Origin of the sequence: Protofrankia sp. Cr2, from assembly GCF_963555885.1 — a bacterium.
In the GTDB taxonomy this organism is placed as follows: Bacteria; Actinomycetota; Actinomycetes; order Frankiales; family Frankiaceae; genus Protofrankia.
Map to the genome: position 1 here is coordinate 205,446 of NZ_CAUVXG010000001.1, position 18,304 is coordinate 223,749.

General features: G+C 66.6%; 15 protein-coding genes. 9 read left to right on the plus strand and 6 right to left on the minus strand.

What is annotated here, in order from left to right; translation table 11 throughout:
- The gene (locus tag U9978_RS00855; RefSeq protein ID WP_416210813.1) at nt 1–1,011 is read right to left on the minus strand and encodes an LLM class F420-dependent oxidoreductase; all 1,011 of its coding nucleotides are present in this window, start codon (nt 1,009–1,011) and stop codon (nt 1–3) included.
- Nucleotides 1,012–1,319: 308 nt separating this feature from the next.
- On the opposite strand from U9978_RS00855, the gene U9978_RS00860 reads away from it, so the two are divergent.
- The 3 genes from U9978_RS00860 (at nt 1,320) to U9978_RS00870 (ending at nt 4,513) form a co-directional block, all read left to right on the plus strand.
- On the plus strand, nt 1,320–2,123 hold the full coding sequence (locus U9978_RS00860) for an enoyl-CoA hydratase/isomerase family protein (RefSeq protein WP_322759083.1): 804 nt from the start codon (nt 1,320–1,322) through the stop codon (nt 2,121–2,123).
- 146 nt (nt 2,124–2,269) lie between these two features.
- Entirely contained in the window at nt 2,270–3,397 is a 1,128-nt protein-coding gene (locus U9978_RS00865) for a CaiB/BaiF CoA-transferase family protein (RefSeq protein WP_322759084.1), read from the plus strand.
- A 177-nt stretch (nt 3,398–3,574) separates the two neighbouring features.
- Nucleotides 3,575–4,513, plus strand: coding sequence for an aldo/keto reductase (locus U9978_RS00870; RefSeq protein ID WP_322759085.1), 939 nt, complete (start codon nt 3,575–3,577; stop codon nt 4,511–4,513).
- Nucleotides 4,514–4,575: 62 nt separating this feature from the next.
- Here U9978_RS00870 and U9978_RS00875 read toward each other — a convergent pair whose 3' ends face one another.
- Nucleotides 4,576–5,790 carry an ABC transporter substrate-binding protein gene (locus U9978_RS00875; protein ID WP_322759086.1) on the minus strand — a complete coding sequence of 405 codons (1,215 nt, stop codon included), beginning with the start codon at nt 5,788–5,790 and terminating at the stop codon, nt 4,576–4,578.
- Nucleotides 5,791–6,429: 639 nt separating this feature from the next.
- Between U9978_RS00875 and U9978_RS00880 the strand changes: the two genes are divergently transcribed.
- Together U9978_RS00880 and U9978_RS00885 are read left to right on the plus strand one after the other, a co-directional pair.
- Nucleotides 6,430–7,416, plus strand: a complete 987-nt coding sequence (locus U9978_RS00880; RefSeq protein ID WP_322759087.1) for a sugar ABC transporter substrate-binding protein — start codon at nt 6,430–6,432, stop codon at nt 7,414–7,416.
- Between the two features lie 329 nt (nt 7,417–7,745).
- The gene (locus U9978_RS00885) at nt 7,746–8,891 is read left to right on the plus strand and encodes an acyl-CoA dehydrogenase family protein (RefSeq protein WP_322759214.1); all 1,146 of its coding nucleotides are present in this window, start codon (nt 7,746–7,748) and stop codon (nt 8,889–8,891) included.
- Between the two features lie 79 nt (nt 8,892–8,970).
- On the opposite strand, the gene U9978_RS00890 is transcribed toward U9978_RS00885, so the two are convergent.
- Both U9978_RS00890 and U9978_RS00895 read right to left on the minus strand, forming a co-directional pair.
- A complete protein-coding gene (locus tag U9978_RS00890; protein WP_322759088.1) occupies nt 8,971–9,729 on the minus strand; it encodes a 3-hydroxyacyl-CoA dehydrogenase in 759 nt (252 codons plus the stop codon).
- Nucleotides 9,730–9,906: 177 nt separating this feature from the next.
- Nucleotides 9,907–11,100 carry an acetyl-CoA C-acyltransferase gene (locus U9978_RS00895; RefSeq protein WP_322759089.1) on the minus strand — a complete coding sequence of 398 codons (1,194 nt, stop codon included), beginning with the start codon at nt 11,098–11,100 and terminating at the stop codon, nt 9,907–9,909.
- A gap of 498 nt (nt 11,101–11,598) precedes the next feature.
- On the opposite strand from U9978_RS00895, the gene U9978_RS00900 reads away from it, so the two are divergent.
- Entirely contained in the window at nt 11,599–12,489 is an 891-nt protein-coding gene (locus tag U9978_RS00900) for a pentapeptide repeat-containing protein (protein ID WP_322759090.1), read from the plus strand.
- 672 nt (nt 12,490–13,161) lie between these two features.
- Here U9978_RS00900 and U9978_RS00905 read toward each other — a convergent pair.
- Nucleotides 13,162–14,565: an XRE family transcriptional regulator gene (locus U9978_RS00905; protein WP_322759091.1), complete on the minus strand. Its 1,404-nt coding sequence runs from the start codon at nt 14,563–14,565 to the stop codon at nt 13,162–13,164.
- 557 nt (nt 14,566–15,122) lie between these two features.
- Between U9978_RS00905 and U9978_RS00910 the strand changes: the two genes are divergently transcribed.
- The 3 genes from U9978_RS00910 to U9978_RS00920 all read left to right on the plus strand — a co-directional run bounded on the left by U9978_RS00910 (nt 15,123) and on the right by U9978_RS00920 (nt 17,642).
- Nucleotides 15,123–15,428 (plus strand): WhiB family transcriptional regulator, encoded by a 306-nt coding sequence (locus tag U9978_RS00910; protein WP_322759215.1) that lies wholly within the window; start codon nt 15,123–15,125, stop codon nt 15,426–15,428.
- A gap of 8 nt (nt 15,429–15,436) precedes the next feature.
- Nucleotides 15,437–15,787, plus strand: coding sequence for a hypothetical protein (locus tag U9978_RS00915; RefSeq protein WP_322759092.1), 351 nt, complete (start codon nt 15,437–15,439; stop codon nt 15,785–15,787).
- A 580-nt stretch (nt 15,788–16,367) separates the two neighbouring features.
- Nucleotides 16,368–17,642: a GNAT family N-acetyltransferase gene (locus U9978_RS00920; protein ID WP_322759093.1), complete on the plus strand. Its 1,275-nt coding sequence runs from the start codon at nt 16,368–16,370 to the stop codon at nt 17,640–17,642.
- Nucleotides 17,643–18,024: 382 nt separating this feature from the next.
- Here the strand turns inward: U9978_RS00920 and U9978_RS00925 are convergent, their stop codons facing one another.
- Nucleotides 18,025–18,252, minus strand: a complete 228-nt coding sequence (locus tag U9978_RS00925) for a hypothetical protein (RefSeq protein ID WP_322759094.1) — start codon at nt 18,250–18,252, stop codon at nt 18,025–18,027.
- Nucleotides 18,253–18,304: the final 52 nt, after the last annotated feature.

The window sequence follows — 18,304 nt, forward strand, 5'->3', positions numbered from 1 at the left end:
TCAGGATGCCTGGAGGGCGGCCACGATGTCTGGCCACAGCTTCTCCTCGGACGGGTACGGAGTGTTGAGGGTGACCCGCGTCATGACGTCGCCGTAGCGCCGGCGGAGCTCAGGTGCGATGTCGTCGGGCTCGCCGACAACGGCGAACGTGTTGAGGACCTCGTCGTCGATGAGGTCGCCCATTTCATCCCAGGCTCCCCGCTTGGACAGCAGGTTGAGCTGCTCCTGGAGGGCGCCCCAGCCGTGGATCTCCAGGACGGGCCGGTAGGCGGGCGTGGAGGCGTAGAACGCTATCTGCTTGCGGGTACCGCGCGCTGCGTCAGCCAGCGCCTGCTCGTCGTGGCCGGTGACGACGAAGGGTGCTCCTGCGATGGTGAAGCCGTCGAGCGTTCCGTCAGCGGACTCGCGCCCGGTCGTCAGCGCCGGGAGCGTCACCTCCCGCAGAAAACGCTCGGTGGTGAAGGGATGGCACAGAAAACCGTCTGCGACCTCGCCCGCGACCGTCGTCATGAGCTGGCCGACGCCCGCGAGGAGCACCGGGGGGCGCCCGTGCGGGTTCGGGCCGGGGTTGAAGAACGGTGTCATGAGCGTGTGGGTGTAGAACTCGCCGCGGAAGTTCAGCTCCGCGCCGTCGTTCCAGCAGTCCCAGATCGCCCGGATCGCCAGGACGAGCTCGCGCATGCGGGCGGCCGGCTTGGACCACGGCATGCTGAAACGGCGGGTGATGTGCGGTTTGATCTGGGTACCCAGCCCGAGCAGGAACCGGCCGCCGCTGGCGAGCTGGAGGTCGTTCGCCGCCACCGCCAGGTTCATGGGGTTGCGGGCGAAGGCCACTGTGATGCTCGTGCCGACCTGGATGCGGTCCGTGCCCGCCGCGGCCAGGGCCGCGCCGATGAGGGGGTCGTGTGCGGTCTCGCCGAGCCACAGCCCGTTGTAGCCCCGGGCCTGGGCATCCTGGGCCAGGGCTGCCGCTCCGGTCGGATCGATGATCCCGCCCGCATCGACCTTCACGTGTTCCGTCCCCTCGTCCATGTAGCCAGGGCCTGACTGAGCAGATCTGATCGCTGCCGATCCGGCGGGTGGTCGATCAGAATCGCAGGCTATCCCGTTAGAGTTAGACCATCAAACACATTGCACTACAAGAGCGCTGGAGCGTAGCGTCGGCAGCCGCGATCCCGACGCATCGATCCCGACGCATCCGTCTTATCCGTTCTGATACGTCGGGCCTGACGTGGACGCTTTTGTCGGTAGGGCACGCAGGTCGTCACCAGGGGCAGGGCCGCCCCTACTGCCGGGCGCTCTAAAGGAGTGGTGCAGCCTTGGAAACCATCAGTATCGAGGAAGTGGCTCCACATGTCGCCGTCCTTACCCTCAACCGGCCGGATCGGCTCAACGCGATCACGCTGAAGATGTACGACGAGATCGAGGAGACCGTCGACGCCCTCTCCCGGGACACCTCGACCCGGGTTCTGGTGATCACCGGTGCGGGCCGGGGCTTCTGTTCGGGGCAGGACCTCCGTGACCTCGGCGCCGACCCCGCCGCCTCCGATCTGGGACGGATCCAGTTCGGGATGGCCTGGCAGGCCCGCGCGTCCCGACTGATCAAGGCCATCCATGAACTGCCGCAGGCGGTCATCGCCGCGGTCAACGGCCCGGCCTCCGGCGCGGGACTGGCTCTCGCACTGGCCGCGGACATCCGGCTCGCCGCACGCTCCGCTCGCTTCAACGTCGCCTTCGTCCGGATCGGGCTGTCCGGCGCCGACATGGGCACCAGCTATTTCCTGCCCCGGATCGTCGGGCCGACGGCGGCGGCCGAGATGATGCTGACCGGCCGGCTCATCGATGCGCCGGAGGCCAAGGACAACGGTCTTGTCCTGCGGGTCGTCGACGACGGCACGGTAGTGGAGGAGGCACTGTCGATCGCTTCGGCGATCGTGGCCAACAGCCCGTTCGGAGTCCGGATGACCAAGCAGGTGCTCTGGAACAACATCGACGCCCCGAGTCTCGACGCCGCCATGCAGGTGGAGAACCGCACCCAGATCCTCGCCAGCCTGACCGAGGACTGCCGCGAGGCCGAGGCGGCCTTCCTCGCCAAGCGTGCCCCCGTCTTCGGTAACAAGTGAACACGTGACTAGTTGCAAGAAACGATCTGTTACAACAAGTGACCGTTGCAAGAAGTGACCGTTGACAGCGTGACGGCGCCACCTCTGGTGGACGGCACGGACAAGCGGCCAAGCAGACAAGCGGACGACTACGAGATGGGCGTGCCATGGCCGAGAAGCAGGTGACCGCATCCGGCGGACCATTGCGTGGGGTACGCGTCGTGGAGCTGGCTGGTCAGGGGCCCGGACCGTTCGCGGCGATGCTGCTCGCCGACATGGGGGCGGACGTCGTCTCGGTGGATCGGGCGCCCGAGACCAGGGTGGAGCTGGCGCCCGCGCTACTCGCCCGCGGCCGGCGGACCGTCACCGTCAACCTCAAGGATCCGGCCGGGGTGGCCGCGGTGCTCGCGCTGACCGACGCTGCGGACGCCTTCATCGAGGGCTACCGCCCGGGTGTGGCCGAGCGGCTCGGCGTCGGCCCGGAGGTCTGCCTCGCCCGCAATCCCCGGCTCGTCTACGGGCGGATGACCGGCTGGGGCCAGGACGGCCCCTATGCCCGCAGCGCCGGCCACGACATCAACTACATCGCCCTCGCGGGCGCGCTGGACCCGATCGGTCGGGAGGGTCAGGCACCGGTCCCGCCGCTCAATCTGGTCGGCGACTTCGGCGGCGGCGGAATGCTGCTCGCTTTCGGCGTGATGTGCGCGTTGTTCGAGGCGAAGGCGTCCGGCCTCGGTCAGGTCGTCGACGCGGCGATGGTCGACGGGGCCGCGCTGCTGATGATGATGACGCATGAGATGCGCGCGGCCGGGCAGTGGGACGGCCCGCGGGGCACCAACGTTCTGGACACCGGCGCGCCCTTCTACAACGTCTACGAGACCGCGGACGGCCGTTATGTCGCGGTCGGCGCGATCGAGAACAACTTCTACCGCACGTTGCTGGAGCTGGTCGGCCTCGACCCGGTGGATCCGGCCACACAGTGGGACAAGGCCGGCTGGCGGCCGATGAAGGCGCGGCTCGCCGAGGTGTTCAGAACACGGACCCGGGACGAGTGGTGCGCGCTGCTTGAGCACACCGACGCCTGCTTCGCCCCGGTGCTGTCGATGGACGAGGCGCCCTCGCACCCGCATATCGCCTACCGCGAGACCTTCACCGACAGCGGGGGAGCGGTGCGCCCGGCGCCCGCCCCACGTTTCAGCCGCACACCCGCGTCCACTCCGCCCGGTCCGGTCGAGGCGAGCCTCGACGAGGCGCTGGCCGCCTGGGGTGTAGCTGCCGCGCAGAGGCGGGCGTGACCGCGGCGGCACCGGTCATCGACCTCGGGGAGCTGGCGAGGAGGACCGACATGCCCGTAGTGGAAACCGGTGCTGAGGTGCGTGCTGAGGTGCGTGCCCCGGCCCTGGGACGCCGTGTCCCCATTGCCGATCATTCTAAGTAGTCGGCGCCCACAAGCGGATTGCGAAGGAGTGGGAATGCGTACCCGAAGGATCGGCAGCCTGGAGGTCTCCGTCGTTGGGCTGGGCTGCAACCAGCTCGGCACCACCTGTGACGAGACCCGGACCGCAGCGATTCTCGACACGGCCGTCGACAACGGCGTGACCTTCTTCGACACCGCTGACGAGTATGGTGCCGGCGCGTCCGAGGAGCTGCTCGGGCGTCTGCTGGCCGCACGCCGTGACAAGGTAGTGATCGCGACGAAGTTCGGGTCGACCTACGGCGCGGCGCCCGGTGACGGCGGCGCGAGCCCCCGCTGGATCACGGCAGCCGTCGAGGCGAGCCTGCGGCGGCTGCGTACCGACCGTATCGACCTCTACCAGCTGCACTTCCCCGACCCGACCGTTCCGATCGAGGAGACCCTCGGCGCACTGGACGCGCTCGTTCAGGCGGGCAAGGTCAGGGAGATCGGCTGCGCGAACGTGGGTACGGCCCAGATCGACGAGGCGGCGCGCGCCGCAAAGGACAACGGCCTGCGGCCGTTTGTCAGTGTCCAGAACCGGCTCAACCTGTTGCGGCCGGAGGCGCTTGCTGACACCGTGCCGGCCGCGAGTGCGCACGGTATGGCGTTCCTTCCGTTCTTCCCGCTCGCGTCCGGCGTTCTCACCGGCAAGTACCGCCGGGGGCAGGCTCCGCCCGAAGGTACCCGCCTCGGGGACCACGTAGCCCCTGAGGTGGTCGGGAAAATCCTCTCCGACCGCACGCACGATCGTCTCGAGGCCTTCGAGAAGTTGGCCGGCCAGGACGGGCACAGTCTCCTGGAACTTTCGATCGCCTGGCTGATCGCACAACCGGCGGTGGCGTCTGTCATCGCCGGTGTGACCTCGCCCACGCAGCTTCTCGCCAATGTCGCCGCAGCCGAGTGGGAACTGAGCGAAGACACCGCGGCCGCGGTGACGGCTGTCGCCCACGGCTGAGCTCCGTGGCCGGTCCGCCACCGAACGGACCGGCCCCTGGGCGCCGACCACTTAGTCCCCGGTCAGGACGAGTTGCCGCACAGCGGCGCTGTTGACAGCACGTTGAAACGAACGCCGTCCGGGCTGACCTGGACGAAGTAGTTACAGGGGTTCTGGCGGACCGCGCTGGTGAGGTCGACTGGTGCCAGCAGGCCGCCGGCGGTGTATTTGTTGACCTTGTTGAGTCCGGTGATGAAGCCCTGCCGGGTCGGGCAGGTGCCGGCTGCCTGTACGCCTTGGATGAACATGTCGGCCGCTATCCATCCGTCGAGTGCCATCTGCTGGTTCGGCGGCTGTATCTGCGGGGCGTACTCGATCATTCCCTGTAGAAAGGCTCGGTGCGCCGGGAGGTTGAGCTCAAAGGGCGCAGAGTTGACGGCGATGACACCGCCGGCGAGTTTGGCACCCCATCGGCTGAGCTGGTTGGGGTCGTAGCCGAGCGTCCCGATCCGTACTTTGAGCGTTACGCCGGCCTGCGCGGCCGCGTCAAGAACGGACGCGTACACATCCGGCGCGGCACTGATGATCAGAGTGTCGGCTTTCAGTCGTTTTATCTCCCGCCCGATGACTGCGAAATTATCGTTGGGCCCGGAGACGTCGCGGGCGTAGACGACATTGATGCCGGACGCGGCCAGACTTTCGACGACGGCATTTTTCTGCTGTATCGACACCGGGTCGAACTGGACGCCGAGCACGGCCGCGCTGGTGCCACCATGGTCGCGGACGAACCTGGGCCAGGTGGTTTCCGGGAAATAGGTGGTCACGGTGAAGACGTTGTCATAGCTCGCCTGACTCGCGCTGAGCGCCGCGACCGCCGGGATCCCCCGATTCTGCAGCCAGCTGCTGGTGTCGTCACTGGCCGCGAGCTGAACAATCCCGAATGCCTGTTCCTCGGTCACCAGATTGCGGACAGCGACAAGGTTCTGCTCCGGCCGGTTCTGGTCGTCGCCCCAGGCGTATGTCAGGCGGCGGCCGTTCACCCCGCCGCGTGCGTTCTCCGCCCCGATACGGGCGTCCACGCCGGCACGAAACGGCAGCAGCGTTGCGTTCGTCGTCCCGGTGTCCGAATAGACAAGTCCGAACGTGAGTGTGTCAGCACTCACGCCCGGGTCGGCACAGCTTTTCGCGGCATCCGCAGCCGAGTTCTTGCTTAATCCTCCGCAACCGACCAGTAAACCTAACGCGGCGACTCCGGCCAGCGCGATGCCGTGACGGCCACGGAACATGGAACGTGGCATCGGTGCACCTCTCCTTCTTCCTTGGCATGCCTATTGAAATGATCTTCTGGTCTTCCCGTTCAGCCGGACTGGCACGCTTTGTTATCGGCCGGTCACGGAACCCCTCGGGATGTTCGACCGACACTGCGGCCGCCCGTGGTCGCCGTAGTTCGGCGTCTGGCTGAGTCGTCATCGAGCGCTGCTCTGCTCTTCCGATTTTTCTGGTGAGTGGCTACTGTGGCCCTCTTCGCTGCCAATCTCAAGAAACACCGCTGAACGCCGCCCGCGCGGCGGGGCAAGGCGGGCGGTTGCGTGGTACGCCAATGGCCGTACCACGCCGCTGTCGCGGCGTACCCGGGCTTGGCAAGACACCGAACACCCGATTCAGTTCACCTGAAGGACAACGTGAAGACACGAATTTCTCTCTATTTGGACAATAATTGCGGCGGGTCTGCGACGGCTACAGGGATTTTTATCAGGCCACGGTTAGGCCGGACCCGGAGGCACAGCGGGTTACGGTTGGTCGCGGGCGCCGCGGCGGCAGTCTTTCTTGTGACCGCATGCAGCGGAGGGGCGTCTGCCGGGGGGAGTGGTGGCCAGACGGAGACATCCGGTGACGCGCTGATCGCGGCTCAGGCCGCCCAAGCCGAGGTGTCGAAGGTGCTGCGCAACCCCAGCGGCATCCTGCTCGACACACCGCTGTCGAGGACGCCGCCGACAGGCAAGATGATCGCCATAGTGGACACCCCGACCGGCACGGGCCACGTGAAGAACCAGGGTATTGTCGATGCCGCGCGGGCGCTCGGATGGCGGGCCGAAGTGATCCCCGTGGGCACGGGCGCCGAGGACGGGGCTGCGGCCTTCGACAAGGCGTTGGACATACGTCCGGATGCCGTTGTCTTCGCCGCTACCCCGGTGGCGCTGCTGAGCAAGCAGCTCGCCAGGGCCAAGGCGCTGAACATCCCCGTCCTGGCGGACAGCATCCCCGACCCGGTCCAGGCCGGGCTCATCTCGACGTCCCTGGACAGCGCGCCCCAGGTGGCAGAGTACGGCCGGCTTGCCGGTACCTACGTCGCAGCCACGAGCCGGGGCAAGGCGCACGTCGCCCTTTTCACGATCAGTGCCTTTCCGGTTCTCACCGTCTTCGCCAACAGCTTCAAGCAGGCCCTCGTCTCATCGTGTCCAGCCTGCAAGATCGTAGTTGTCAATCAGCAGATCAGAGACATCGGCACCAGGACCCCGCAGAGTGTGGTGGAAACAATCAAGCGTGATCCGGACATCGACTGGGCGATCTTCTCGATCGGTGATCTGACGGTCGGCGTGCCTGACGCGCTGCGGACGGCCGGGCTGCAGGGTAAGGTCAAGATTGGTGGCGAGACCCCGACCCCGGCCAACATCGAGGCATTGCGGGCCGGGACGGAGGAGGTCTGGACGGGTTTCGCCGCGACGATTCTCGGCTGGCGCGACGCAGACCTGCTCGCCCGCTATTTCAACGGCGACGACCTCGAGCCGGCGAACCGGACGTTGCTGCCCACCCAGCTCATCACCAGGGACACCGTGAACGCGGCTGCGCTGGACGCGACCGGGTACTATGTCGGTTTCCCAGGTTACGTCGATGCCTTCAAACGGCTCTGGAAGGTCGGCTAGGGCGCTCGGTTCCGGCGCTCGCTTCCGGGGCGAGCTCGTTGCGCCGCTGGATGTGACGCCGCTTGCCGTTGCTCACGTGGTACAGGTCGCGTGCGTCGAGCTGTACCACGTGAGGGCAGCCTGATTGTCTTGACCGCGCAGCGTCCACCCGCAAGGGTCAGGCCGGGACACAACTGTCGTCCTGGATCAGCCCGGCGGACCGCAGGCGCTGTCGTAGTCGTAGTCGTTATCTCGCGCCCGCGAATCCCGCTTCCTCGTCCCCGGTTCCTCGTCCCCGATTCAAGCTGGAGAGGTGGTGACCGGTGGTCACGGACCAGCTGCCGTCGTCGCTGTCGGCCCGTGTGTACGACAGCGAGCATGAGCTCTTCCGCGAGATGGTGCGGGCTTTCATCGCGCAGCGCGTGCTGCCGAACTTCGATGCCTGGGAACGCGCCGGCATCGTCGATCGGGCGATGTTCGCCGATGCCGGCGCGCAGGGCCTGCTCGGATTCGGTGTCGACGAGAGGTACGGGGGTCCCGGTGTCGAGGACTTCCGGTTCAACGCGATCGTGGGGCAGGAGTTCGGCCGTGCGCTGGTCTCCTCAGCGGGCCTCGGCCTGACGTTGCAGAATGACATCGTTCTGCCCTACCTGCTCGGTCTCGCCACCGACGAGCAGAAGGAGCGTTGGCTTGCCGGCACGGCCTCGGGTGACACCATCCTTGCGGTGGCCATGACCGAACCGGGCACCGGCAGTGATCTTGCTGGCATCCGGACCCGCGCGGTCCGCGACGGCGACGTCTACGTGGTCAACGGAGCAAAGACCTTCATCTCCTCCGGCCAGCATGCCGACCTCGTGGTAACGGCTGTGCGCACGGCGGACGATCCCCACCGTGGGCTGTCCCTGCTCGTCATCGAGCGCGGCATGCCGGGTTTCGAACGGGGCCGCAACCTGGAGAAGATCGGTCTGCATGCGCAGGACACCAGCGAGCTGTCCTTCACCGACGTCCGGGTGCCGGTCGCCAACCTTCTCGGGGAGGAGAACCGCGGGTTCTACGCCCTGGTCGGCAACCTGCCGCAGGAGCGGTTGTCCATAGCGGTCACCGGCCTCGGCGTGGCGGAGGGTGTGCTCGCGCAGACCCTAGTCTATGTGAAGGAGCGCACCGCTTTCGGCCAGTCGATCGGATCCTTCCAACACAGCCGGTTCGTCCTGGCGGAGCTGGCGACCGAGGTCGACATCGCCCGTACGTTCATCCTCGACTGTCTGGTGGAGCATCTGCGTGGCGAGCTCAGCGCCGCGCGTGCGGCCAAGGCCAAGTACTGGGTCACCGAACTTCAGTGTCGGGTTTCCGACCGTTGCCTACAGTTGTACGGAGGGTACGGCTATATGCGCGAGTATCCGGTTGGTAGGGCCTTCGTCGACTCCCGGGTTCAGATGATCTACGGTGGGACCAATGAGATCATGAAGGAGATCATCGGCCGGGATCTCGGCTTGTGACCCGTTCCGATGGATCTGTGACCGGTGCGGATGCATCTGTGACCGGTACGGAGGACGATTCGGTGGGCCGTCCGGCCGATCAGCGAGGCGCCATCCGGATGGCGCCGTCAAGACGGATGACCTCACCGTTGAGCATCGGGTTGGCGACGATGTGCTCCACCAGCGCGCCGTACTCGCCCGGATCGCCGAGGCGGTTGGGGTGGGGCACCTGGCGGCCGAGCGAGGCCTGAGCCTCCGCTGGAAGGCTGGCGAGCATCGGTGTGGCGAACAGGCCCGGCGCGATGGTCACTACTCTGATCTGCTTGTCCGCGAGATCGCGGGCAAGCGGCAGGGTCATGCCGACGACGCCCCCCTTGGACGCGGAGTAGGCTGCCTGACCGATCTGGCCCTCAAACGCGGCAACCGACGCGGTGCATATGACCACGCCGCGCTCACCCGCGGTCGGCTCATTGCGGACCATTCGCTCGACCGCGAGCCTGATGACGTTGAAGGTGCCGATCAGGTTGATCGTGACCGTGCGGGTGAACGTCTCCAGCGGCATCACGCCGGCCTTGCTGAGGACCCGGGCCGGCGGTCCGATCCCGGCGCAGTTCACCACGACGCGCAGTTCGCCCAGGCCGTCGGCGACATCGAGGGCAGCGGCGACCTGCTCGGAGTCGGTGACGTCGGCGGGTGCGAATGTTGCCTTGCCGAGATCGGCGGCGGCCTGCTCGCCACCTGATGAGGGCAGGTCCAGCAACACGACGCTCGCGCCCGCGTTCATGAGTCGGCGGGCCGTCGCGAACCCGAGCCCGGAGGCACCTCCTGTGATCACAGCGACGCCGCCTGCGATGTCCACCCGTCCGACTCCCCTCTCGCACCGTTGCCCGTTTCCGGCTTCTCCAGCGTTACCGACCGTACCGGGGGCTGCCGGCTTCACCGCGAAGCCGGCAGCCAGACGGTACTGCCCACATGTTCGCCGGTGCACGATCTGTCGGCGTGACCAGCTGTCCGAACCCAAGATTCAAACAGGCTTTTACAGGCGCTCGATGATGGTCGCGTTGGCCATACCGCCGCCTTCGCACATGGTCTGCAGGCCGTATCTGCCGCCGGTTGCCTCCAGGTAGTTGACCAGCGTCCCCAACAGGCGGGTACCGGATGCGCCGAGCGCGTGCCCGAGGGCGATCGCGCCGCCACGAGGGTTGAGTTTCCCCGGATCGGCGGCGAGATCGTGTGCCCAGGCCAGCGGCACGGGCGCGAACGCCTCGTTGACCTCATAGGCGTCGATGTCGTCAATGGTCAGACCGGCCCGCGCGAGGACCTTCTGGGTTGCCGGGATGGGGCCGGTGAGCATCAGCATCGGGTCGTCACCGACCACGGAGAACGCGTGGAAGCGGGCGCGTGGGCGCAGGCCGAGCGCGTTGGCGGTCTGCTCACTCATGATCAGTGCGGCGGACGCCGCGTCCGTGAGCGGGGAGGAGTTCCCAGGTGTGATCTTCCAGTCGATGTCGGGAAACCGTGCCCTCATGTCCGCGGTGGCGAAGGAGGGCTTGAGGGCGGCGAGCCCCTCGGCGCTCGTGCCCGCCCGTACGGTCTGGTCGACCAGATGCGTGCCGGTTGTGCCGTCCGGCGCGGGGGCCGTCACCGGCACGACCTCGTTGTCGAACGCGCCCGCGGCCGCGGCGTCGGCGGCGCGCTGGTGCGAGGCCGCCGAGTAGGCGTCGAGGGCCTCGCGGTCGAGCTTCCACTTCTTGGCGATCAGCTCGGCTGCGACCCCCTGGTTGACCAGGCCCTCAGGGTAGCGGGCGTGGATTCTCGCGTCCTGCGGGTCCTGGCCGATGGTCGGCGTGCCCATCGGGATGCGACTCATCGACTCGACGCCACACGCGATCACGATGTCGTAGGCACCGGCGATCACGCCCTGCGCGCCGAAGTGCGCGGCCTGTTGGCTGGAGCCGCACTGGCGATCGATGGTCGTCGCCGGCACGGTCACCGGAAATCCCGCGGAGAGTACGGCGTTCCGGGTGATGTTCGAGGACTGCTCACCCACCTGCTGGACACATCCGCCGATGACATCGTCGATCCGTGCCGGGTCGAGGTCATTGCGTTCGATCAATGACCGAAGCACGGTCGCGAGCAACGCAACCGGGTGTACCCCGGACAGGGCGCCGCCGGGCTTGCCTCGCCCGGACGCGGTCCGAACGACATCGATGATGACAGCGTTTCTCATGAATTTTCCTCCGGGCGGGCTCTGATCGGCCAGCGGCTGCGCGATCCTGGTCCTGTTCGCGCGGCAGGAGGCCCTGAGCAATCAAGGAAGCCGCCGGGCGAGGTCACAACGAGCCGCTCGCCGACCTCTGTCGTCAGTGGACTGCCGAGCCCATCGTCATCCACCGGAGATTACGCGGTCAAAAAATCAGAATTTTTTGCATATCAAAGACTGTTTTATCCCGATTTTCGGGTCCGGATTTCCGGAGCCGGGGAGCCGGGGAGCCGGGGAGCCGGGGAGCCGGTGGTCCTGGTCGGGCCTGTGTTCGAAATCGGTGGCACTGGTCCGGCGTCGGCAATACCGTCGGCGCCGTCGCAGGAACGGCAGCCGACTCCGCGCGGAGGTGTCGTCCCGTGGTCACGATGGGGACGGCTGGCTTCGTCATCGCATAGAACATCAGCTATGCATGGGCGCGGTGACCGATGGTGGCGGCTGGGGCCGGCGGCGGTAGGGCTGGCGATGCTGATCGGCCTGGCGGTGCTGTGGGTGCAGGTGCCGATCTTCTACGCGCCGGCGGCCGACGGTCGGGCACCGGCGATCGCGACCACTCGTACCGGGATCATCCTCGCCGGCACCGTATTGATCATATTTGCCGGTGTGATGATGTGTCTTGCCGAGATCCGTAGGGCTGCCACCGGGGCGACCGAGAGAGATCGACAGGCGGCCGAGCGGGAGCTGGCCGGGCAGTTGATCGAGCGTTACACCCGAGCGGTCAACCAGCTTGGCTCGGACACGGCGGATGTGCGCCTCGGCGGGATCTATGCGCTCGAGCGGCTCGCGGGGGGTTTTCCCGAGGAGCAACCCGCCGTGGTCGAGATGTTGTCCGCGTTCGTCCGCGAGCACACGCGCCCCGGTCGGCCCGGCAATCGGCGCTGGAAGAGGGCGGCCGACGGCCCGGACACCGACATCCAGGCTGCGATCAATGTGCTGGGTCGGCTCCCGGCGCGGGACGGGGTCCTGCGCGCCGATCTGACCGGTGCGGACCTGGCCGGTGCCCGGTTGGACCGCGCGAATCTCACCCGTGCGCGACTCGACGGCGTGAACCTGGCCGGCGCCCGGTTGGTCGAGGCGAACCTCACCCGTGCCGGGCTGGTCGGGGCGGACCTGCCCGCAGCCCGTCTCGACGGGGCGGATCTGACCGGAGCTCTGCTGGACAGGGCGAACCTCACCGATGCCCGGTTGGAAGGGGCCGACCTCACCGGAGCATGGCTGGACGGCGTGGATCTCACCGGCGTGGTGCGGCTGACGCCGGAACAGCTCGAGGCCGCGCACGGGGACGCCGCGACGGTGCTGCCGGTGGGGTTCACCCGGCCGACATCCTGGCCCGAGGCGATCACCGTCCTGCTCTAGAAGGCCGCTGAATAACGGCGTTCGATCCGCGAGCGGGCCGCCCGCTGGCGGCGCGTCGACCACTGAGCGCAGACCGGCCGATGCCGGCGGCGGCTGAATACCTCGTTCGCACCGGATACTCGGTCGACACCCGCCGGCCGACGCCGCGGGCATTGCCGAGAGCGTTCCGGTGGACGTGATCTAGCTATCAGTTTCGCGACACCTTGGTCGGGAAATCATGTGTTGTGAGAGGCGCGGCCCCGATCGCGACTCCATCGATCGCCTGTCGCCGGGTGCGATCGCCATGCGGGCGACAGGTGGCCATTGGTCGGGTGTTCCCGGGGTATTTAACGCTAGGTAATGATAGTTACTATATGTAATTAAATGGATGCCCTGTGGCAGCAACCAGATAGATCGTTTTTTGGTTGCCACTGGAATCGACGGCCGGATCATCGCGGGCATTCGGTTCCAGTCAGACTCGGATAGATAGGAAAATGTGGCGAGAGTCATACGTTGGCCGGGCATCGCGAAGGTCGTCTATATATGACCTAATCGGACATTAGCCATAAAAAGGCAAGAGGCAGTCGAGACGGTGATCCCGTCTCGGCTGCCTCAGCGGCCTCGTGTGTGCGGCGTCCCGTGCTCGAATCGCTCAGCCCGTCCCGCGTTGCGGAGACCGGCGGAGCGTTGCCGTCAGGCTGCGCCGACGGCGGTCAGAGCGACCCGGGCGTGATCGGTGAGATCGGCGGCGCCGGGGCACCCGGTACGTTCGATTTCACGGCAGAGCGTCGCGACGTCCCGGCCGGCCATGCCGGAGTCGAGAAGAGCCGCCTGCTCCACGGCCTGATGCCCGAGCTGAATAGCGGCATCGGCATCGCCGGCCTGGACATGCGCCACACCCAGCCTGGTCATTGCTTCCACCCGGGCGCGTGGGAAATCACCGGCCAGCCCGTCTGCGGCATTGTCCAGGTACGGAATCGCCGCGGCTCCGTCACCGCTGGCCAGTAGCGCTTCACCAGCGAAAAGTGAAATGCAGGACGGGACGCACCAATAGATGTGCGGGGGATCCTCCGCCGGCTGCGACTGGCTGATGAGATGAACCGCGTCCTCGGCGGTCCTGGCGGCCGTGGTGCTTTCGCCGGCACGGCCGTACGCGAGAGCCAGCGCGCCGGAGATCGCCGCCTTCTCGGTGGCAGTCATTGCTGCCCGGGCCCCGGCCTGAGCCGACCGGAGCATGGTGACGGCGTCATTCGGGTCGCCATACCATGCAGCCTGCTCAGCCATGCAACGCAGGATGTTGGCACCGAGCGCGGGTTGGCCGGCCTCGCCGGCGGCCCGTAGCGCGACCATCCACAGGCGCTGGGCGCCCCCGTGGTAGCCGCTGTCGAAGGCTGCCCACCCGGCCAGGCGGGCCAGCTCAGCCGCGACAGCGTACAGCCGTGCCTCGTGGGCGTGGCCGTACAGGGCGGTCCGCAGGACGCGTACGGCGACTCGCAGCTCCGCCATGGAAAGTTCGTATATGTCATCTCCTCCGAGAACGTCATCCATCTTGCGAAGCGTGTCGACCCGCCGCTCGAAACCCGCGACGAGCGAGTCGTTCACGCGCTTTCCTTCGAGTGCCGCAGCAAGCCCGGCTGAATCGGTCATGAGCCAGTGATGCGCGACCGAGGTCAGCGCCACGCCGGACACGCTGAGAAACTTCCGCCGTTCCATGTTGGCGGTCACCTCCTCGAACCCGACGGCCAACCCGTCAGGTCTCCATAGAAGGTCGAGATCGGCGTCTGCCCATCGAGCCTCCCCATCGTCAACTGAATTCGACATGAGTGCCAGAGCCCCGGTTTCGGGCCCTGTGTAGTCGCACGCCCAACCCAGGGCTACGACATTGGTGCAGTAATAGCGGGATAGTAGATCACAGTGTTCCCAGCTCGGGCGTTTGCCGCCCTCGTACTCCGAGAGGCGCTGCGCGGTCAACGCATCCCATGGTCTACCGATGTCCTCGGCGAGACTCCGGATCTCTTCCGCTGCCCGCGCCAGAGACAGGCCGCGGATCTGGCGTGCATGCTGCAACGGACCGATGGTAACCCTTCGAGGAGGCATCTGACCTTCTCCCATTTGGCCGTCATGTCAAGGCATGTACTCGGAACGTAGCCAACCCCCCCTCCGGAGTCTAAGGACCCGAGGTCACCTGTGGTGAGTCGTTCTTCCTGGTCGGTCCGCGGCGGGGCACCTTGATTCTTGCCGGATTACGCCCCGGCCGGTATTCGCCGGCACCGTATGCGACCTCCGCCGGGCGCCGGGCCCTCGCGACTCAGGTGTACGCGGAGTATCCGGACGGTGATCGTGCGGATCTGTGAACTGTCGTCCCGATGTCCCTGGAAACCCTGATTCCCAGCGCTTCGAACGAATGGCGGCGACGGGACGTTGTACCTCAGCCTTTATTCAAGAGTCCCTGGCGTCGGCTCAGGTCATATTCCCCGTTCCCTGGTTCTGAAACATTGCGAGTAGACACTCACTGGGGTCGGTCGTACGCTTCTGCTCGATTTAGTCTTCATGTCGACGCGACCACGGGACGGTGTCGGATGGGCAGAAGAGTTCTTGTATTGGATGCGGCCGGCGAGCTGCGCGGCCAATTCGAGGACATGAACACCGCATATATGTGGCGTCATGTTCGGGCGCAGGAGCCGCAGTCCGCAGAGGATTTGGAAGTCTGGCGTCAGCGCAGCGCCTGCCGGGATGAGGACCCGGAGTTGTTCTTCCCGGTGGGTACTACCGGGCCGGCACAGCGACAGCTGGAGGAGGCCAAGGCCGTCTGCCGTCGCTGTCTGGTGATCCGCGAGTGCCTGAACTGGGCGCTCGATACCGGCCAGGATGCCGGTATCTGGGGTGGCCTGGACGAGGATGAGCGTCGGGCCCTGCGCCGTCAGCTGGTGAGCGCTCCCGCTCCCCGGGTTCCACAGTGATTACGAAAATGTTGCCGAGGGCCGCCTCGCCGGCGCTGCTGGCCTGCGCCATGGCGGATTGGCAGCACGCCGCGGCTCGCCTGTGGATCGCCGCACGCGAATATGCCGAGGCTGTGACCTCGGAGAGCGATGTCATGACATCCCTTGCCCGGCTGATCGCGGACGGAGCGCCGGAAGGAGAGATTCACCAAGCGCGGGCACTGCTGGCCCATCTGATGGCTATTCGCGAAGAGGCCGGGTGCAGACTGGGACTGACAGGGCTGCCCGACGAACTCGCTCGTGCCGGCCGGGATCTGCTGTCGGCCGCTCCTCTCGCGCGCAAGCACGCGATCCCCCGGCCGCGCGAGGGCGCCGCCTGATGATTGGACTCCGTGGGACGGCGACAACGGCTGTCGGCCGTCCGCGAGTGCGGGGCAGCGTACCCCGAGGAATGTTCCGCCGAGGTTTCGCCGCACTGACGCGGTGGTGTCGGCGGGCGGTCGACCGATGTACCCGACGCCCGAAAACTGTTTCTGCAACGAACTGGCCGGCGCTGCGCTGGTGTTACCTCGGTCGCATCCCGGAGGCTACCGAGAACTCGATCGAAAATCGTTGGAACATAACATCGCGAGGGTCTCCGCCGGGCAGAACAGGGCCGCTGGAGGTGCGAAAAGAGTCATGATCACGCTTTCCTCGGCCGGCAGCTGAGGTCCGCGTGGTCGGAAAAGCTCCCCGGCGCGGTCGCTGACAACGGTCGCGACCCCGGGTGAGACCCCGGCGCGGGCCATCTACCGCTCCCCTCCGCGGCTGAATGGCCTGCGCCGGCTGGTTAACTCTGCTCCTTTCGAGCCTGCGCCGCGGGCTCCTTGCCGCTGCCAGAGTGGTAACACGAGTGGAAACGACGCGACAGGTAACTGACCCGTACTTGCGCACGAGTGACACGAGTGAAAGGAGTCGGCCATGACCAACTGGCATGTACGGTCCTACGACACCACCGATCACACCGCTACGGTTCAACTGCTTGAGGAGGTCAGATCTGACGCGGAAGGGCCGTCGTTTGATTTGACGGACACGGTGCTCGCGTTGCGCGAGGACACTCCTGCTGTTGTGGCTGTCACACCCGATCAGTTCGTCGGCGTCGCGGTCGGGAAATATGAGCGAGGACACGCCCGGGTACTTGCGCTGGCGATCTCGCCCGCATGGCGATACCGGGGCATCGGGTCCGCGCTCCTGCAGGCACTGGAGAACCAGCTCATTCATGCCGGTCACCGCCGCATCACCACGCTGCTCGCGCCGGGCCAGTTCGGGGAACTAGCCTTCCGGAACCGAGGATTCGCCAAGACCGGGCTCACGCTCTATGAGAAGTACGAGCCGCTGCGGCCGGTTGACGTCACGACCGTGGAGCGCTGGGGCGGTACCCTGCTCACCGCGGCGGAATGGCACAGCCTGGCCGGGATGGCCGAGGGCAAGAAACTGGTGGAACAACGCTTGCTTCTTCCTATCAAGGAAAACGAGCTGGCCGAGACGTACGGGGTGGTCACGCCGACGACCATGCTTCTGTTCGGGCCACCGGGTACCGGGAAGACGTCGTTCGCGCGGGCGGTGGCGGCGCGCCTGGAGTGGCCGTTCGTGGAACTTCTGCCATCCCGGTTGGTGGCGACCGGCGGCGGCAACCTTGCTGGTGAGTTGCGTACAGCCATCACCGAGCTCATGCAGGTCGAACGGGTCGTGGTCTTCATCGACGAGGTGGATGAGATCGCGCAGTCCCGGGACGCGGTCGGGCCGGAAAGCCAGTCCGTGGTGAACGAGCTACTGAAGGCCATCCCGCAGTTCCGCGGCGCACCGGGGCGTCTGTTGATCTGCGCGACGAACTCGATCGCGGCGCTGGACCCGGCGTTCATCCGCCCCGGCCGCTTCGACCTCGTTCTTCCGGTCGGGCCGCCGGACGCACCCGGCCGCCGCCTGCTGCTCGACAGGTTCCTCGAGCGGATCGACAACAAGCAGGTCGACGTCGAACCGGTTGTCGCGGCCACCGAGCTGTTCACCCCGGCCGATCTTGCTTCTACCGTGCAGCGCGCCGTGGCGGCGGCATTCCACCGCGCGGTCGACAAGGGTGAGCGCCTGCCGGTGACCACCGAAGATCTCCTGGCTGCTGCGCGCTCGTCGCGGCCGACCATCAGCGCCGACGAGCTTGACCGCTTCCGCTCAGACGCCAGGGCCTTCACCCGCAGCTGAAGCTTCCGCCACTGCGCCGACCGGATGCCCGCGGCCGGGCCCGCGTCGGGACGGTCGTCTGGCGTGGCTGCTGGGGTCTCCGTTGTCCGCATTGACCCCGATGGTGCATAGTTGATGTGTTCGTGTCTACTAATGCTAGTGGGTGTTGTTCTTTACATGTTTCTCTGTTGGTTTTTGCTATCGCGCAGAGATCGAACAGGGATCGAGCAGGGGATGTCCGGGGGGAGCACGCGGGGAGCGGAGACGCGGACCTGGCGACATGGCATGCAGGCTCGCAAGGTGCGCTGCAGGCCAAGGTGCGCTGCAGGCCAAGGTGCGCTGCAGGCCAAGGTGCTGTGCAGGCTCACCGGGTTACGTGAGCCTGCACAGCCGCCGCTTGCAGCTACTTCCCGCCGGTGTCGGAAAGCAGGGTCAGTGCGTAGGCCGCCCGGAAGTACTTGTTTTTGCCCAGATCCGAGATGGTTTTGACGTTCAGTGCCTGGTTGAGCAGTTTTCCGTCATCATCGGTCACGCCGGCGAGCGCGCTCACCGGCGCGCGGAGTACCTCGCTGAGACTCTTGTTCTCCCAGTCCTTGTCCAGCTGCGTGTCAAGGTCTGCGCTGATCGGCATGTTCTGGTTCCCCTTTCCCGGAGGCTGGCCCGTGCGAGTACGAGTCTGCGCC

Excerpts from the sequence above, each read along its gene's own strand:
- U9978_RS00905 (WP_322759091.1), bottom strand. The coding sequence starts at position 14,565 with ATGCCTCCTCGAAGGGTTACCATCGGTCCGTTGCAGCATGCACGCCAG.
- U9978_RS00920 (WP_322759093.1), top strand. The coding sequence starts at position 16,368 with ATGACCAACTGGCATGTACGGTCCTACGACACCACCGATCACACCGCT.
- U9978_RS00865 (WP_322759084.1), top strand. The coding sequence starts at position 2,270 with ATGGCCGAGAAGCAGGTGACCGCATCCGGCGGACCATTGCGTGGGGTA.
- U9978_RS00910 (WP_322759215.1), top strand. The coding sequence starts at position 15,123 with ATGTGGCGTCATGTTCGGGCGCAGGAGCCGCAGTCCGCAGAGGATTTG.
- U9978_RS00915 (WP_322759092.1), top strand. The coding sequence starts at position 15,437 with ATGTTGCCGAGGGCCGCCTCGCCGGCGCTGCTGGCCTGCGCCATGGCG.
- U9978_RS00875 (WP_322759086.1), bottom strand. The coding sequence starts at position 5,790 with ATGCCACGTTCCATGTTCCGTGGCCGTCACGGCATCGCGCTGGCCGGA.
- U9978_RS00870 (WP_322759085.1), top strand. The coding sequence starts at position 3,575 with ATGCGTACCCGAAGGATCGGCAGCCTGGAGGTCTCCGTCGTTGGGCTG.
- U9978_RS00895 (WP_322759089.1), bottom strand. The coding sequence starts at position 11,100 with ATGAGAAACGCTGTCATCATCGATGTCGTTCGGACCGCGTCCGGGCGA.
- U9978_RS00925 (WP_322759094.1), bottom strand. The coding sequence starts at position 18,252 with ATGCCGATCAGCGCAGACCTTGACACGCAGCTGGACAAGGACTGGGAG.
- U9978_RS00900 (WP_322759090.1), top strand. The coding sequence starts at position 11,599 with ATGCTGATCGGCCTGGCGGTGCTGTGGGTGCAGGTGCCGATCTTCTAC.